This is a genomic window from Clostridioides sp. ES-S-0005-03 (assembly GCF_020658455.1).
Lineage (GTDB): Bacteria > Bacillota > Clostridia > Peptostreptococcales > Peptostreptococcaceae > Clostridioides.
Window position 1 is genome coordinate 508,013 of sequence record NZ_JACVWI010000002.1, and the last position, 17,229, is coordinate 525,241.

18 protein-coding genes are annotated in these 17,229 nt (G+C 28.4%); 7 read left to right on the top strand and 11 right to left on the bottom strand.

The window, feature by feature from the left end; all coding sequences use genetic code 11:
- Positions 1–10: 10 nt before the first annotated feature.
- The 7 genes from IC218_RS11365 to IC218_RS11390 form a co-directional block, all read right to left on the bottom strand.
- Complete coding sequence (locus tag IC218_RS11365) at positions 11–1,024, bottom strand: ABC transporter permease (protein WP_227824455.1); 1,014 nt, start codon at positions 1,022–1,024, stop codon at positions 11–13.
- A 2-nt stretch (positions 1,025–1,026) separates the two neighbouring features.
- Positions 1,027–2,055: an ABC transporter permease gene (locus IC218_RS11370; protein ID WP_227824456.1), complete on the bottom strand. Its 1,029-nt coding sequence runs from the start codon at positions 2,053–2,055 to the stop codon at positions 1,027–1,029.
- Complete coding sequence (locus tag IC218_RS11375; RefSeq protein WP_227824457.1) at positions 2,055–2,900, bottom strand: ATP-binding cassette domain-containing protein; 846 nt, start codon at positions 2,898–2,900, stop codon at positions 2,055–2,057. The genes IC218_RS11370 and IC218_RS11375 overlap by 1 nt, the downstream gene beginning before the upstream one ends.
- Entirely contained in the window at positions 2,897–3,025 is a 129-nt protein-coding gene (locus IC218_RS21925; protein WP_255615811.1) for a hypothetical protein, read from the bottom strand. Before IC218_RS21925 ends, IC218_RS11375 begins: the two co-directional genes overlap by 4 nt.
- 266 nt (positions 3,026–3,291) lie before the next feature.
- Positions 3,292–4,425, bottom strand: a complete 1,134-nt coding sequence (locus IC218_RS11380) for a sensor histidine kinase (RefSeq protein WP_227824458.1) — start codon at positions 4,423–4,425, stop codon at positions 3,292–3,294.
- Entirely contained in the window at positions 4,425–5,093 is a 669-nt protein-coding gene (locus tag IC218_RS11385; RefSeq protein WP_227824459.1) for a response regulator transcription factor, read from the bottom strand. Before IC218_RS11385 ends, IC218_RS11380 begins: the two co-directional genes overlap by 1 nt.
- A gap of 176 nt (positions 5,094–5,269) precedes the next feature.
- Positions 5,270–5,920: a YidC/Oxa1 family membrane protein insertase gene (locus IC218_RS11390; protein WP_227433749.1), complete on the bottom strand. Its 651-nt coding sequence runs from the start codon at positions 5,918–5,920 to the stop codon at positions 5,270–5,272.
- A gap of 734 nt (positions 5,921–6,654) precedes the next feature.
- Here IC218_RS11390 and IC218_RS11395 point away from each other — a divergent pair.
- The gene (locus IC218_RS11395; RefSeq protein WP_227824460.1) at positions 6,655–7,248 is read left to right on the top strand and encodes a nitroreductase family protein; all 594 of its coding nucleotides are present in this window, start codon (positions 6,655–6,657) and stop codon (positions 7,246–7,248) included.
- Positions 7,249–7,353: 105 nt separating this feature from the next.
- Here the strand turns inward: IC218_RS11395 and IC218_RS11400 are convergent, their stop codons facing one another.
- Positions 7,354–8,757, bottom strand: coding sequence for an MATE family efflux transporter (locus IC218_RS11400; protein ID WP_227481893.1), 1,404 nt, complete (start codon positions 8,755–8,757; stop codon positions 7,354–7,356).
- Positions 8,741–9,202: a MarR family winged helix-turn-helix transcriptional regulator gene (locus IC218_RS11405; RefSeq protein WP_227433746.1), complete on the bottom strand. Its 462-nt coding sequence runs from the start codon at positions 9,200–9,202 to the stop codon at positions 8,741–8,743. The genes IC218_RS11400 and IC218_RS11405 overlap by 17 nt, the downstream gene beginning before the upstream one ends.
- Before the next feature lie 272 nt (positions 9,203–9,474).
- On the opposite strand from IC218_RS11405, the gene IC218_RS11410 reads away from it, so the two are divergent.
- The 6 genes from IC218_RS11410 to IC218_RS11435 all read left to right on the top strand — a co-directional run bounded on the left by IC218_RS11410 (position 9,475) and on the right by IC218_RS11435 (position 13,550).
- The gene (locus IC218_RS11410; RefSeq protein ID WP_227433745.1) at positions 9,475–10,458 is read left to right on the top strand and encodes a helix-turn-helix transcriptional regulator; all 984 of its coding nucleotides are present in this window, start codon (positions 9,475–9,477) and stop codon (positions 10,456–10,458) included.
- A 61-nt stretch (positions 10,459–10,519) separates the two neighbouring features.
- Complete coding sequence (locus tag IC218_RS11415) at positions 10,520–10,957, top strand: DUF3795 domain-containing protein (RefSeq protein WP_227433744.1); 438 nt, start codon at positions 10,520–10,522, stop codon at positions 10,955–10,957.
- A gap of 7 nt (positions 10,958–10,964) precedes the next feature.
- Complete coding sequence (locus IC218_RS11420) at positions 10,965–11,222, top strand: DUF1697 domain-containing protein (RefSeq protein WP_227433743.1); 258 nt, start codon at positions 10,965–10,967, stop codon at positions 11,220–11,222.
- Between the two features lie 584 nt (positions 11,223–11,806).
- Positions 11,807–12,322 (top strand): helix-turn-helix transcriptional regulator, encoded by a 516-nt coding sequence (locus IC218_RS11425; protein WP_227433742.1) that lies wholly within the window; start codon positions 11,807–11,809, stop codon positions 12,320–12,322.
- Positions 12,323–12,369: 47 nt separating this feature from the next.
- Entirely contained in the window at positions 12,370–12,873 is a 504-nt protein-coding gene (locus IC218_RS11430; protein ID WP_227824461.1) for a flavodoxin family protein, read from the top strand.
- Positions 12,870–13,550 (top strand): NAD(P)H-dependent oxidoreductase, encoded by a 681-nt coding sequence (locus IC218_RS11435; protein ID WP_227824462.1) that lies wholly within the window; start codon positions 12,870–12,872, stop codon positions 13,548–13,550. Before IC218_RS11430 ends, IC218_RS11435 begins: the two co-directional genes overlap by 4 nt.
- Before the next feature lie 346 nt (positions 13,551–13,896).
- Here IC218_RS11435 and IC218_RS11440 read toward each other — a convergent pair whose 3' ends face one another.
- Both IC218_RS11440 and IC218_RS11445 read right to left on the bottom strand, forming a co-directional pair.
- The gene (locus IC218_RS11440; RefSeq protein WP_227824463.1) at positions 13,897–16,461 is read right to left on the bottom strand and encodes an ABC transporter permease; all 2,565 of its coding nucleotides are present in this window, start codon (positions 16,459–16,461) and stop codon (positions 13,897–13,899) included.
- Positions 16,448–17,137 (bottom strand): ABC transporter ATP-binding protein, encoded by a 690-nt coding sequence (locus tag IC218_RS11445; RefSeq protein WP_227433738.1) that lies wholly within the window; start codon positions 17,135–17,137, stop codon positions 16,448–16,450. The genes IC218_RS11440 and IC218_RS11445 overlap by 14 nt, the downstream gene beginning before the upstream one ends.
- Positions 17,138–17,229: the final 92 nt, after the last annotated feature.

A 17,229-nucleotide genomic window follows, 5' to 3' on the forward strand; every position in this document is an offset into this window, starting at 1 on the left:
TTGTATTTAATTATCTACTGAAAAATAGACTTCTTCTTTTATCCAAAGTCATATACAGCAAAAACCATGCAATACAATGTACAGCTAAAACTACAGCCTCTTTTATAACATTAATATTTCCATCAATAATTTCCATAATTCCTTTAAATGTTGCTATTGATGGCATTATATAACATAAATTTCCTATTCCTCTAATATCAAACCCTAAAAGGTACACTAGTAATGGAGCTCCTATAAATAAAATCATTATTAACTTAATATAAATAATCCCTATCATAAGACCTTCTGATAATTTACCAATAAATAAACCTATTAGTGAGGATATAAATGTAGAAAATACGATAAGTAACAACATCATTACCATATCTAATATTGAAATCCTTAGACATATAAATACAGTTACAATTGAAGATAGACATCCACATAGAAACCCTATAAATATTTTCTGAATAATATATTGACTCCTAGTTTGTGGTAAGATTTCATTGATAAATGAAATTCCATCTTCTTTTTCAGATATGATATTCATTGCATTAAAAGTACATCCCATAAACATAGCTGTAATTAGAATCATAGCAATAAAAATATTTTGAAATTCTTCTAGCACATTGTCTTTAGGTAATATTGTAACCTCAGTATTTTTTAAATTTCCTTTTAATCTAAAAATTCTAGGTAACCTCTTTGCTACATTTTTTATAGCATTAATCTCATTTCCATAAACTATGGTTTGAATTCCCTTACCATTACTAACAACTCCTATTGTATTTGTTTTAATATTTTTAACTTCACTTATTAAATGGCTCTCAGTTTGATATTGTTTCACTGACCCATATCTACTTAGCCATTGCTCTGTTTGTGTAGAAAGGTTGTCTTTTATTGTACCAAATTGCAACTCTCCTATTGAAGATATATCAATAGTTCCAACAAGATTTATTAAAACAGCCATAACAATTGGTAAAAAGAAAGAAATTATGCACATTTTATCTTTTCTTATACTTTTCAACTGATAACGTAATCCTATCAACACTATCCCTCCCTAATCAATTCTTTATCAAAACCATATTTAACAAGTAAAAAAAGAACTATTATTGTCAAAGAACATGCAATAAAATAACTAATTTCACTTGAGAAACTTATAAAAAAAGCATTTTTTAACTCATTGTAAACATGATAAAAAGGGTGATATTTAATCCAACTTATTTCAAAAGATGTATTTGAAGATAAAAACACAGGTGTAGTTATAAATACAGCAACTAAAAGATATGCAAGAGAAAATTGTTTAAAATCCTTTAGTAACATTGAACATCCAAATCCAATTAAAGACATAATAATAGATAAAATTCCAGTTTGAACTAGTATCTGAGGAAGTATTTTTATTCCTTCAAAAAATCCAATATTAATTATTAACAAAAGCACTGTAAAACATAGGTCACATATCAAAAATATAGATACTTTTGATAATATAAAAAGACTTCTTTTTACAGGCAAAATACCTGTGATATACATTACACCCATTTGCTTTTCTTTAAACAGTAATGAAGCAATACCTAAAAATCCAATTGCTACAATTTCAAAGAACAAAATCTCACAAGTCATTTCTTTTCGAAGTTTCATCTCAGATGTATCTTTATCTTTTATTTGAATTACTTCATCTTTTCCTAATATTTTTGTATCATTATCTTTTTCTGATAGTAACAAGTACAATGCATAATCAGCCCTATAATTATCAACTTTTTCAAGACTTTCATGCAAAATTACCTTTGGTCTATTCTCACTAGCATCAATCCCAACTGCATTTGTATCTTTAGATAACTTTGATTTTAAATCATCAATAGAAGAAACAGGATAAATTAGTGAAGATTCATTCACACTTACACTTTTTGCTTTGTACATATAAACACTATTGTGATATGAATCTTCCTCCATAAATTTTATATAACCAAAATTAATATAGCATGAATAAAGTATAAGAGATGAAAATGCCAATATAAAGAATTTGCCATAAATAATCATCCAAAAATCTTTTTTAATTAAGGTAAAAAATTTAGAATACATCAATATAACATCCTTCCTGTATATTTAATAAAAATTTCTTCTAAAGTAGGTTCTTTTGAATGCATACTCACTATTTCATCATATTCAAAAGTTATACCAGATTCTAATTCATCTATATTTAAACTCTTAATCTCTCGTTTCCCATGATATATAAACTCAACTTCAACCTTATTATTACTGTTTTTCACCTTTAAATTTTTAGGGCTATCTATTGCCATAATTTTACCATCTGCAATGAAAGCAACTCTATTACACATTAAATCAGCATCCAACATATTATGAGTAGTTAAAAATATAGTCGTTCCTTTTTTTCGTTCCTCTTCAATAATTTTACGAAACAATACAGCTCCAGATGGGTCAAGCCCACTAGTAGGTTCGTCTAAAAATAACAATCTTGGATTACTTATCAATGCCCTTGCCATACTGATACGTTGTTTCATTCCTTTTGAATAAGATGATACAGGCTTGTTTATAAACTCTTTCTTAAACTCTAACAAATCTAAAAGTTCACCTATATCTCTTCTTTGTCTCTTAGGATAAAATGATGAAAAATATTCAAGATTGTCAATTGCACTTAAATTTGTATATAAATAGGGGAACTCAAATAGGACACCAATTTTTTGATATAAAGATTCTGTATATGCTTCAACTTCTTTTCCAAAAAGCGATACTTGACCACCATACCCTTTTAAAACTCCATTCAAAATTTTTTGTGTTGTGGATTTTCCTGAACCATTAGGTCCAAGAAATCCAAATATCTCCCCTTCTTTTACAGCAAAATTAAGCCCATGTAATATCTGCTTATCTTTTCCATAAGAGAATGTCAATTCTTTGACTTTTATCATACATCATAATCCTCCTTGTCATTTTTTTCTTTTTGTCGTCTATCCCACCATTTTATGAATTTAACTTTAAATGGAATAGAAACTAAAACTATTAATACAATGATTAACCATGTATACCATTTCACAAATACCCCTCCCTCCTGTTTTACTTAGTGGTTTTACCTAGTTGTTATGTTTTATTTATTTCTTTAACTTATTTTATTGTTATCCAGTGAAATCAAAGTGTCTCTCTTGTGAAATCGAAGTGAAATAATAAAAAAGAGGCTTATCTCTATTTTGAGACAGCCCCTTTTTATTAAGTACTTTTTATCAGGATTTTTATTAACTTTTTTAGTTGTCATTTTTATCAACCATTTTCATCTTTCATCTTTTATGATTTATAATCCACTCCTCACTTATCATCAATTGGAATCATAAAGTAAAACTCTACCCCCTTATCACGATTTTTAACTCCATATTTTAAACCTTGCATTGTAAGTATTTGTGAAACAATAGCAAGCCCTAAACCAGAACCCCCTTTTCTTTGAGATTCAGTACTACGATAAAATTTAGACCAAATCTTTGGAATCTCATCCAACGCTATAGTTTTCCCATCATTATAAATCTTAAAAACAAGTAAACCATTACAGCATGTAACAGATAAGTCTAAATTGCCATTATACTTGACATGCTTCTTTGCATTGATAATTAAATTTTCTACTACTTGCTCCATTCTCATTTTATCTACAACAACAAAAACTTTATTTTCTGGCAACTCATAAGTAAAATAAAAATCAATATCTGGAACATCAATTAATATACGCCCTGCTACAGTTTCAACAAATTCTATAAAATCAAAACGCTCTGGATTAAGTTTAGATACTCCTGCTTCTAAAGCAGATAAATCCAATAAAGATACAATCATATTGTTCATTCTGCCAGTTTCTTCTATAATGATATTCATATAAAGCTTCTTCTTTTCTTCATCAGCTTCATCCATAAGAGCCTCTGTATAGGCACGAATAATACCAAGTGGTGTTTTCATTTCATGTGAAATTATGTCCACTAATTCCTTTCTTTGCTCTAATAACATTCTTTCCTTATTTACATCTTTTTCAAGTTGGATATTTGCATCTTCTAGTTCTACTAAAGCCTGTTGTAAATTTGTGGACATTGTATTTAGACTCCTAGAAAGCTCTCCAAATTCATCATTCGTATTAACAGTACATGGATTAGAAAAATCTAGTTGTGACATACTCTTTGCAGATTTATTTATAGAGGTAATCGGTTCTGAAATAAACCTTCCCAATAGAAAATCAATACCTAAAATAAATATAATCATTATTATAAACCAAATACAAAATCCAATCTTACTATTTATTGGAAGCTCTTCAACAATAAGATAAAACAATATAATAATCGCTCCTGCTAATTTAGAAAGAAAAAATACTTTCTTTCTCACCGAGTATAATCCAAAATTTTTCTTAATCCAACTTGACATATTTACATTCTTTAATTTATTTATAAACATTCTTAGATTATCCATTATTTAACCTCGAACTTATATCCTGAACGAATTAATGTAACTATATGATGACCTTCATTACCAAGTTTTTTACGCAGAGTTTTTATGTGTGTATCTACAGTTCGTGTATTTCCTTCAAAATCATATCCCCATATACAATTCAATAGTTTATCTCTGGAAAAAACTTGATTGGGATTTTCCACAAATAAACGTAATAATTCAAATTCCTTATATGTTAAATCAATAAGTTTATCTTCTACATATACTTGCCTTGACTTCAATATAATAAATATCTTCCCTACACTTAATGAACTTTTTGGAATGTCAACAGTATATCTACGAAGTAAGGCTGTCACTTTTGCTAATAACAACTTTGGGCTAAACGGCTTTTTTACATAATCATCAGCTCCATACTCATAGCCTTTTAATTTATCTTCTTCTTCACCTTTAGCTGTCAACATAATAATAGGTATATTAGTCATTTCACGTGAAACTCTACATACTGAGAATCCATCTAAATATGGCATCATAATATCCAATATCATTAAATCTATATCATTATTCTTTAGTATTGTAAGTGCTTCTACTCCATCATCAGCAGTTATGCAAGTATATCCTCCTTTTTGCATATATTCTACAATAATATCTTTCATTCTTTTTTCATCTTCTACTACTAATATTTTAGCCATTATTATTTTATCACCTCAGTTTTTTAACTTTATTTTAGTTTATATTAATTTATTTATTTTGTAACTATTTTTTTAGAAAATAATATGTTTATAAAAATAACCTACCAATTTATAAAAATAGCCTGCCAACTTTGATTCATGTTGGCAGGCTAAGAATTTATAAAATACTTATTATATTATTTTAATACTAGTTTATTTTTTTGATTAAAATATATTCTAAAGCAAATCTCTTCAATTAATGCATAAATTGCACTTGTTATAAAATATAGACCTAGGGCTACTGGAGTTCTAACAGTTATTATAAGACTCGTTATAGTAGTCATTATAATCGTTTGTTTATTAAATGTTCTTTGAGAACTCACCTTAAAATATGGTATATAATTTATTAAATTTGGAGCTAGCATAGTTAATGTGTATATACAAGGTAGTATAAATAAATTATCAGCTGTATTTAAATTAGCAATCCAAGGAATTATAACTGTCGTAAATCCCTTTGGCATGTTTAAGCATACATGATACAGTGCATATATTACTGGCATTTGTAGTAAAATTGTGGAACACCCAATCATACTCTTCATACTTTCCACAGAGTGCATCTGTAGTTGCTTTTCAAGTTCTTTAGCATTATCCTTATATTTTTCTTTTATATGTTCCATCTTTTCTGCCAATTCTTGTTGTTTTTTCATAGAAAATCTTTGTTTTAATGACAATGGCATTAGCATCAACTTTACTATTAAAGTTATAAGTACTATTGCAATCCCAAAATCTCCTGTAAAACTAAATAATATATTTAATACCTCTTGTAGTATATTTGAAATGAAATCCATTCTATTCTCTCCTTTTATCTTAAATTCTTGAACTGTAATAGAATCATTTCAAATTAAAATATACTATAATACCTCCAAATATCATATTTTTGAAAAACAATATAATGCTTAGGCAATCTTTTTTCAGAATATGTAAATCTATTTATAAATATGTTTTTCCTTAAAACATATTTAATTTTATGATATAAGAGGTCTTTACAAAAGTAAATTATGCATCCAAGGATAGATACTAATAATGTCATATAAATTAGTATATATAACAGATTATCCATATCAAATCTCATTACATCACCTCATAAGTATTTATTTTTGTTTTTATGTTTATGTTTATGTTTATGTTTATGTTTATGTTTAAATAATTATAGTATGTTAATCTCTTAATGTCAATATTTTTATACACTATCTATGCTATCCATCCACACCTAAAAGAGTGAGCTTTCTGCACTAGGTTGTAAATATACAAGTACTAATACCTTGATAAAGCTACATTAAATTTTCAGTGTTATTTTTACCAGAATTCTCATGTTCTACTTTTAAAGACAATGACTTTTTTCTAAATTAATGATAAAATAATTAAAACAATTCTTCTATATGTGAATATGTTTTTTGTAAACATAACGTAAATATATTTTATATAAATAGATTTTATCTAAATATATTTTTAAAACTAATATAATCTTTTAAATGAAAACCTTACTTAGAAAAATTAACAAAAATAAATGGAGGTTACTATAATGATAAGCAATTCTATATCGAAAAGACGTAGCATTAGAAAATATAAAAATCAAAATATTTCACATGAAACTATAGAAAAAATAATTGAAGCTGGAATAGATGCACCTTCATCTAAAAATAGACAACCATGGAAATTTATTGTTGTCACTGAAAAAGAAAAAGAATCTATGCTTAGAGCTATGAGCAAAGGTATTCAAAATGAAATTGATAACAATGGACTTCTTCCAGAAAGTCGTCAACATATTGCAGGAGCAAATTATACTGTTGAAATTATGAAACAAGCTCCCATAACAATTTTTATTTTAAACAAGTTGGGAAAGTCACCTTTAGAAAACTTATCTGCTGAAGAACGTTTTTATGAGATGGCAAACATACAATCAATTGGAGCTGCAATTCAAAATATGTCTCTTACAGCTGTAGAATTAGGTTTAGGTAGTCTTTGGATTTGTGATGTGTACTTTGCATATCGTGAATTATGTGAGTGGTTAGATACAGATAGTCAATTGGTTGCAGCAATATCGTTAGGTTATCCTGATGAACAACCAGCAAAAAGACCTAGATTAAAGTTAAATGATGTAACTGAATGGAGATAAATAACTATTTATAATTAAAATATGGTAAGTAAATTCAATAAAAACAATTTACTTACCACAAAAAATAATTTGATTACTATGCTGTTAGAACTATTGAAGATTATCTTATACCTCTACAATCTCCTTATGATTACTCACTACTTTATTTTGCTTTATAGTCAATGATTTCATTTCATGAACTGCAAAATATATACATACCATTGCAGCAGCGGCATCCGCTATTGGCCCCGCATACATTACTCCATCAATACCCATAAACATTGGTAAAATCACTATTAATGGAATTAAAAACAGAATCTGACGAGTCAAAGAAGTAAAAAGTCCCAGTACTGATTTCCCAATTGATGTAAAGAAAGTTGATGATACTATTTGAACACCATTTATAAATGTTAAGAACAAGAAAGTTCTAAAATAATGTTCTGCAAATATAAAGTAAGTTTCATTCCCATTACCAAATATAGATGTAATTTGTCGTGGGAAGAATTGGAAGCATAAGAATGCAATAACAGATATAACAGTTGCACTTCCTACTGCTAACTTATATGCTTCTTTTACACGATTATATTTTTCAGCTCCATAATTGTATCCTATAATTGGTTGCATACCTTGTGATATACCAATAATTATAGATATAAAAATCATATTTACTTTAATAATGATACCAACACAAGCAAGTGGAATTTCACTTCCATAAACTGACCTAGCTCCGTAATATGCCAACGTATTATTCATAACTATTTGTGTTACAGTCATTGCTAATTGGTTAAAACATGAACTTGAACCTAGTGCAAATATATGTTTATAAATTATACTCTCTAATTTAAAACTTTTCTTATGTAGTTTAATATGTTGAAAATTCATTACATAATAAACACTAAAGCCAAAAGATATAAGTTGACCAATAACAGTAGCTAAAGCAGACCCAGCAATTCCCATATCAAGCACAAATATGAATAGTGGATTTAAAATTGTGTTAATAACTGCTCCTACCAACATACAAAACATAGAAGCTTTTGGTTTTCCATCAGCAAGTATCAACTTACTCATTCCAGTAGACATTATAAGAAATGGCAATCCAATTGATGTAATCTTTGTGTATGTGTGTGCATAAGGTAATATTTCTGATGTGGAACCAAAGAATTTCAATAGTGGTGTTAAAAATATTGATACTATTATAAACAAACTTATTCCAAAGATAGCCATTAGACAAATAGAATTTCCCGCTGATTTTGTAGCTTTTTCTGAATTTTTAGCACCTAATTCTAATGAGCACTTAGATGCTCCACCAATACCTAATAATAAAGCAATTGCAGTACATATTGTTGTTAGTGGAAAGCTAACATTTGTAGCAGCATTACCTAACACTCCAACACCTTGCCCGATAAAAATTTGGTCAACTATGTTATATAACGCACTTACTAACATTGCTATAATGCTAGGTATTGCATACTTAGTCAATAATTTTGAAACTTTCTCATACTCCAATGGTTCTTTATATTTTTCTTCCATCTTCCTTCGCCTCCAATTTTGCTTCTTCATTCATATCAATAGCTATAAAAGCAGTCTTTTTTAACATTGACATGAACAACTCTTGCTCTTCTTTTTTAAATGAACTTAACAATTCCTCTACATATCCATTCGTTATTTTTATTATTTCATCATAACATGCCAAAGATTTTTCTGTAGGATACAGATGCCATGTTCTTTTATCTTTAACACTTGGTTCTCTAGTGATAAACCCTTCTTTTTCTAGGTTTGCCAAAGCTCTTGTTATATTACTAGGATTTACAAGAATTCTTTTAAATATAGTATCCTGTGTAATACCTGGATTACTACATATGTGTAATACATAAAAATATTGGCTATTATTAATTCCAATATCAGCCAATTTCCTATCAATATAGTTTGCGTTATATCTATTTATAATGGAAACCCATTTTAATAGCTCTCTCATGTTCTCTCCTTAATATTGTTATTTATATTTTTGTTGCGAGCGCAACAATCTATTTGCTCATGCAATTATTTTACTGCTAAATTTACACTTTGTCAATAGTTCCTAATTCTTAATTCCTTTTAAGCTGTCATGTCAATGTGACATAATATAGTAAATTAGACAAGATGCAAATCCACAGAATTAAAATTAAATGACAACAAGTAAAATCAAGCCATAACTTCTCTATTTCGTTATAATGAATGTAGGGTAATTGAAACGAGGTGAATAGTTAAATGTATGAGTGGCAACAACAAATTCAGATAATCATTGACGAGATTGACAAATGTATTAAAAATTACAACGGCGAAGTCTTAACGTTACGCTTTCTTTCTCGCAAATTGGGATATTCTGAATTTTATACAACGAAAAAATTCAAAGAAATATCGGGTATGCAGTTTAGAGATTACTTGCGGAATAGAAAATTAGCCTTTGCATTAAAAGAGGTTAGGGACAGTGATAAGAGTCTATTGGACATTGCTTTTGATTATGGATTTTCATCACATGAAGCTTTTACCAGAGCTTTCAAAAGAACTTATGGTGTAACACCAAGTGAATATCGAAAAAATCCTAAGCCAGTCGTTCTTCGTACAAAAATAACCCCTTTTGACCGCTACTTTTTAGGATTAGGAGAAATAGGAATGATTAAATCAACAGATGGTGTCAAGATTTATTTTGCAACCATACCTGCACATAAATTTTTGTACATTAAAAACAATGAGAGTAACGGGTATTGGGATTTTTGGAGAAAACAAAACCTTATTCCAGGACAGGACCACGAAACAATTTGTGGTTTGCTCGACAGCATCAAGGGTAAATTGGATGATGATGGTGGAAGCGAAGCTAACTGTGGAAGTGGTCAGATTATGGCTTATATAAACAGTCCAGATGGCAGGCTCTGCGATTGGGGTATTCTCCGTACAGAGTGTTGGGGCGTACGACTTCCTTTTGATTATAAAGGGGAACTTCCGCCACAAATGCTTATGATTGATATTCCTGAAGCCGAGTATATCATCTTTGAACATGGTCCATTTAATTATGAACAGGAAAATTGTAGTGTTGAAGAAAAGATTGAAATGGCTATGGCAACTTTTGATTACATTGGTAAGGGTTACTGTCCTGATATTACCCCTGGAAGAATCATGTACTTTTATTATAACCCAGACCAGTATTTTAAGTACATTAGACCTGTGAAAAAGATGTACGCCTATCCACTGTAAAATCCAAACTAAGTAGATAAGACGTACTCGATAAAATAAAATTTAAGGAGGAAAATTAAAAATGACTAAGTCTATTTGCGGAGTTGATTGTAGGAAATGCGAATTGAGTAACACTTGTAATGGATGTGCTGAAACGAAAGGTCATCCTTTTGGTTCAGAGTGCTTGGTTGCATTATGTTTGAAAGAAGGTAAAGATGCTCTATACAAATTCAAAAAGAATTTGATTGCAGCATTTAATGCACTTAATATACAAGATATGGAAGAAGTCACAGAACTTAATGCACTGAAAGGCTCTTTCATTAACATTGAATATACCTTGCCAAAAGGGCAGCTTGTAAAGTTTTGGGACGATAATAAAATTTACTTTGGAAATCAGCTTAGCAAAAAAGACAGTGACAGATATTATGGAATTATTGCTGATGAAAAATATCTCATGGTATCTGAGTATAGCGTTTATGATTCTGATGCTGAAATTGTAGTATTTAAGCGTTGGATGTAAATGCAAATTGAAAGTTGAATCAAAGATTATTTATAATAGATGGAGGTTCTTTAAGTTAGAAAAATATATTGCTCTTTTTCGTGGCATAAACATTAGTTGTAAAAACAAAGTGTCAATGCCATTATTAAAGGCGGCATTTGAAGGTATGGGATTTTTGAATGTTAGCACCTATATCAATAGCGGAAATGTTCTTTTTCCAGTGAAAGCAACGATAAAAGTGAATGCCAGCACTACAAAAAAATTATTTTTGTTATCTAGCAAGTAAATCTATTATGGGCATAACATGGAGTTCCCAAATTTCAGTTTATCTTTATCATTGACTGACTAGAAAATTTGAAATTGACTAGAAGGTTATAACTGGATGGAAGTAGTTAAATTTGCAAAAAAACAGCTATACGAAAGCATCTGGAGCTATGACAATACCATAAAAGGTTAATAATCTAACGTCGTCATTTGTACAAAACTAAGAAAAAAATAGAGGCTGACTCAGACAATCCACAATATATTGGCTGTTTGGGGTGTTGGCTATAAATTCAGCGAATAAAAACCGCAGATTGTATATAATTCACTAATTAGTGAATTATATACAATCTGCGGTTTTGTGCACTATTCAAATAATTTATATGCTTTTAATCATATTATCATATCAAAGTTCTTATGTAAGTGGTAAATTCAACTCTTAAAACTTAAGATATTGATAATAAACCTAGTGTTTAAGCGATAATCTGTATTTCTGTTTAAAACTTAATTGAAAAACATATTGACAGTCTACCCATTATTTGTAATAATCAATATATCAAAACGATATATAACTAAACAATATATACATAAACGATATTAGGAGGCACTATGTTAGAATACATTATTTTAGGATTTCTGATGGAAAAAGAATTAAGTGGATATGATTTAAAACAAAAGATGTCACAAAGTACTTCATACTTTTTTGATGCTAGTTTTGGTAGTATTTATCCTGCGCTTAAAAGATTAGAAGAAAAAGATTATATCTACTATCGCGAAGTTATAGATGGGGGCAAATTAAAAAAACTATATTCCATAACTGATATAGGGAAATCATACTTTCTCGAGTGGTTAGAAAAACCAATTAAATTTTCTAAGACAAAGCATAACCACCTTGTTAACATATTTTTTTATGAGTACTTACCTAAAGAAATAATTGAAACAAACTTAAAAATGTTGATAGCTGAAATTGAATTACTTTTAAATAAATTAGATGCACAAAAAACTGAGGTAGAACAAAATTGTTGTATTGACCAATACACATGTATGTATTTCACAATGATTTATGGCGTTGACTATTATAGTTTTGTAATTAATTGGTGTAATGATTTATTAAAAAAATTGTAGGATAGAATTACAAAAGTCAACCTACATAATATAAAGGGGTAAAACTTATGAGACTTTTAATACATGATTTAACTGAAAAAGATTTAGATAATTTATTACCTAAACTTGATGACAATATAAAAATACTTTCAAACACTGAAGAAATCCACAAGTGTATTGGTTGTTTTGGTTGTTGGATTAAAACACCTACTACATGTGTCATAAAAGACTATTACAGAAATATGGGTAAATTGATAGCTGATTCTGATGAATTTATTATAATTAGTAGATGTTGTTATGGTGGCTTTAGCCCATTTATTAAGAATATACTTGATAGAAGTATAAGCTATCTCCTTCCATACTTTGTAATAAAGAATAATGAAATGCATCATAAAAATAGATATGAAAAACAGATAAATTTAAAGGCTTTATTCTATGGGGATTGTATTACAGATACTGAAAAAGACACTGCTACTAATCTAGTACGTGCAAATGCTGTAAATCTCAATATGAAGGAACATTCTGTTTCATTTTTTAAAAATCCACAAGATGTAAGAGGTGAATCTTTATGAATATAGTAATGATAAATGGAAGCCCAAAAGTAAAAGAAAATAATTCACAATACTTTTTATCTGAAGTAGAAAAACTTATACAAAAGGATAATGACATTCTCACATTTAAAATAGACAATGTATCTAAATATCCTAAAGCTATTGAAGCCATACTTACTTGTGATAGGTTAATAATTGCATTTCCTCTTTATGTAGATGGCATTCCTTCTCATTTAATTCGTTTTTTAGAGGAATGTGAAGAATGTGCGAAGAAACTAAATAAAAAATCTATTCCAGTATATGCAATAGTTAACTGTGGATTCTATGAAGGGAAACAAACTCATTTAGCAATTCAAATGATAGAAAATTGGTGTAAAAGGGTTAACTTTACATGGGTTCAAGGAATAGGAATTGGTGGAGGAGAAATGCTAGGTTCATTACAATCTACTCCTTTAGGTAAAGGTCCAAAAAAAAGCTTAGGAACTTCATTAGGAGAACTATCAAAGAATATACTTAGTAACAACATAGATAGTAACAACATAGATAGTAACAACATAGATAGTAACACTTCTAGTAAAGATAATATTTTTATATCACCTAACTTTCCTAGATTTCTATTTAAATCTATGTCTAATTATCATTGGACTCCTCAAGGTAAATCAAATGGACTGACTAAAAGTGATATATTAAGAAAATAAAAAATTAATATTAAAATAAATTTTACATAAGATATAAGTATTTTATTTGTCTTTAAAATTATGCATACAAATCTATACAAATCATGTAAAGCTTAAAATACTATATTAAAAACAACTTCTAAAAAGGGGCTGTCTCAAAATAGGGATAAGTCTCTTTTTCATTGTTTAAATAATGAAAATATATTTGATTTCATACAAAAAAAGAGTGCCTCATGAACCAAAAAGCTCATTTTGAGACATCCTCTTTCTATTGTGCATATAAAAAAATATCTTTTTATGCTACATTTAATTATTATTTAGCTTGAATTATATTTAACCATTATTCAGTTTCTATTATATTTAATTATTATTCAGCTTTCCTAATTCTTTCAACAATACTATCCTTAGAAACATTATGATAAACTATTAAAGGCACTATAGACGTTATCAAAAATACTATTAATATACTTATTATAAGCGCCCCTAATGGATAAGCATACACAGAATATCTTAATTTCATAATATTAAACCCTAAAAATGTTGCGATACTTCCAAAAGTAAGATTTACAATAGTTATTATCACCCCATAATAAAAACCTTCAAGCATTATCATTCTTTGAAGCTGTTTTCTTGTCATTCCTACTGCCTCAATCATTGCAAACTCTTGTTTACGAGACATTATATTTGTTATCATAGTATTTATAAAGTTTAGCACTCCAATCAATCCTATTATAAATACCGCACTCATACCTACAATCTTTATAACCTTTTGACTCTCTCTTGCCTCTTCTATATAGATATTTTTTGAATAAACTTTTGTATATGGATTATTGTATTTCTTATTCAAATTATTTATTTTATTTTCAACAGACTTCACATCACCATTTATATCAATTACCAGATTTTCTATATATGGCTTTATAACCATATTTTTAAAGTCATTTTCATTAATGTACATCCCCATATTAAAATTTTGTGCACCATCAAAAACTGCCATGACTTTAAACTCTTTATCTATATATCCTTTCCCTATAGTATCTCCTTTTAAATATCTAAACTTAATTTTATCTCCTGCTTTTATTTTACTTCCTTCATGTCCAGTAATTACTACATATCCACCTTCATCAAATTTTTTCTCATCTATAGAACCTGACAGTATTTTAGAATTCTTTTGAGAATATATAATATTGTTTTTTGATAGTTTACTTAATAATCTACCTGAAGATAATCCAACTGTATCTGAGGCTAAAAAACCATTATTTTCTGCAATTTCTTTTGGGTCTCTGCCCTGAAGAAATTGCTTTTTATATTCTTCATCTACTTTTTGAGTCAATATCTCATCTTTTAAATCTCCTTCATAAACTATATAACTTAAATCCTTGTACACCTTACTTACATTACTCACTCCATCAAGATTCTTAATATCTTTTATAAGATTTTCGTCAATTGGAGCAACTTCGTTATCTTCAGATTTAGCAGTGTCTGCAAGTCCATGACGTATTTCTATATCCCCTAACATCATACCTTCAGCAGCTCTTTCTGGATTAGAGCTACTTATAATTGCAGATACAGTCAAAAATATTATACAACTTAGTGACATAGAAACTAAAACTAAAATAGCTTTGCGTCTATTTCTAAACACATTTGCAAATGCCATCTTATGAATTTTAGAACCACTTTTCCCTCTTTTAGACTTACGTTTAATCTTATTACTTTTATCACTATATCTTACAGCATCTATAGGAGATACAGAACTTACAATCTTAGCAGGTTTTTTGCATGACAATCTAACAGTTACATATGAAAATACAACGGCAAATACAAATATTAACGGATTAAAATATTCAAATGCAGTTTTATTTAATCCATCCATAAACTTACCAACTAGAGGAACAAACACTATTCCTATTAAAAATCCCAATAATAAACCTATTGGTATAGCTATTATACATAATCTATTAGCTTGTTTAATAATCAATTTTTTTAATTGATATGGAGATGTTCCTATTGTTTTTAATAATCCATAATATTTTATATCTTTAACAACTGAAATATAAAAAATATTATAAATTAATAAATATCCACTTAAAAGTATAAGCATTACAATTAAGATTATTGGTAATACATTTTTAACAACTTCTTTGAAAGTAGTTGCTTGTTTACTTAAATATATAGGATTTATAGTTGATTTTCCTGAATAAGGTTGGATTTTCTCAGTTAGTTTATCAAATTTAGACTGCAAATCTTTATCATTAAAAAAATTAAAGGATACACTTGTAGGAGCTACTTCATTTGTTTTTTTGTAATTATCATAGAAAGCTTCACTCGTAAATACATCATGAAGAGGTATTGCTGTAGCTGTTTTGTATTCAAAATATCCAACTAGTTTAAATTTGAACGTTTCTTTTTCATTAGTTAGTACCCCATCTTTAGTTTTTGGAATTATTAATTTTACTTCAGCACCTATTTTATGAGGTATATCTAACATATCTAATATCTTTGTAGGCATGACTATTTCATCATTATTTTTTGGTAAACTCCCTTCAATCATCTCTACATTTGCAGCATTTTCAAGACTTTTTTTATCATAAACGGTTAAATTCACTGTCTGAGTTGAAAACTCTGGATTTTTTAAACTTGCTATGTTTTTTACTATTCCAATACTGTTTTTGTCTACTGAACTATCTTTTTTTATAATTTCAATTTGCCTATTACTTAAAGCTTGAAATTGAACATGGTTCTTTGTCCCATATTCCATAGCTTTGTAACTATTAAAAGCGTCCAACATACTATATCCCACTGTAAACAATGATGTAAACAAAACTGTTGTCAATACTATTGCAAGCACTGAAACTATATTTCTCATTTTATTTGTTTTGAAACTTCTATTACTTAACTTTTTTATAATTTCCTTATTGTTATTCTGTAACATTGTTCTCACCTCTATTTACAACTTTTCCATCCTCAATCCTTATAATTCTATCAGCCATTTGAGCAATTTGTTCATTATGAGTTATCATAATTATAGTTTGGCTAAACTTATTACTAGTAACTTTTAAAAGTCCTAGCACATCTTGTTCTGTTTTGCTATCTAAATTACCTGTTGGTTCATCAGCTAGTATTATTGATGGTTTTGTTGCTAAAGCTCTTGCAATAGCTACTCTCTGTTGCTGTCCTCCTGATAGATTATTTGGTAGGTCATCCACTTTTTGACTTAATCCTAAAACTTCTATTATCTCATCTATATATTTAGTGTCTATTTTACATCCATCAAGTTCTATAGGTAATACTATATTTTCATAAACATTTAGTATTGGAACTAAATTATAATTTTGAAATATAAAGCCTACATTACGTCTTCTAAATATTGTAAGTTCTTCATCATCCATAGCAAATATATCATTATTATCAACAATTACTTTTCCATCACTTGCTCTATCAAGTCCCCCTATCATATGTAACAAGGTACTTTTTCCACTACCTGAAGTCCCAACTATAGCTACAAACTCCCCTCTATTTATACTTATATTTATTCCATCTAAAGCTTTTACTATATTTTCACCTTTTCCATAATATTTTTTTAAATTATTAGTCTCCAGTATTTTCATAATCAAATCTCCCTCTTACTTTATTTTATATATTTTTTAATTGTATATTAAACTTTCACGCTTATTGATTCCTTACTTAGATATTATCATGT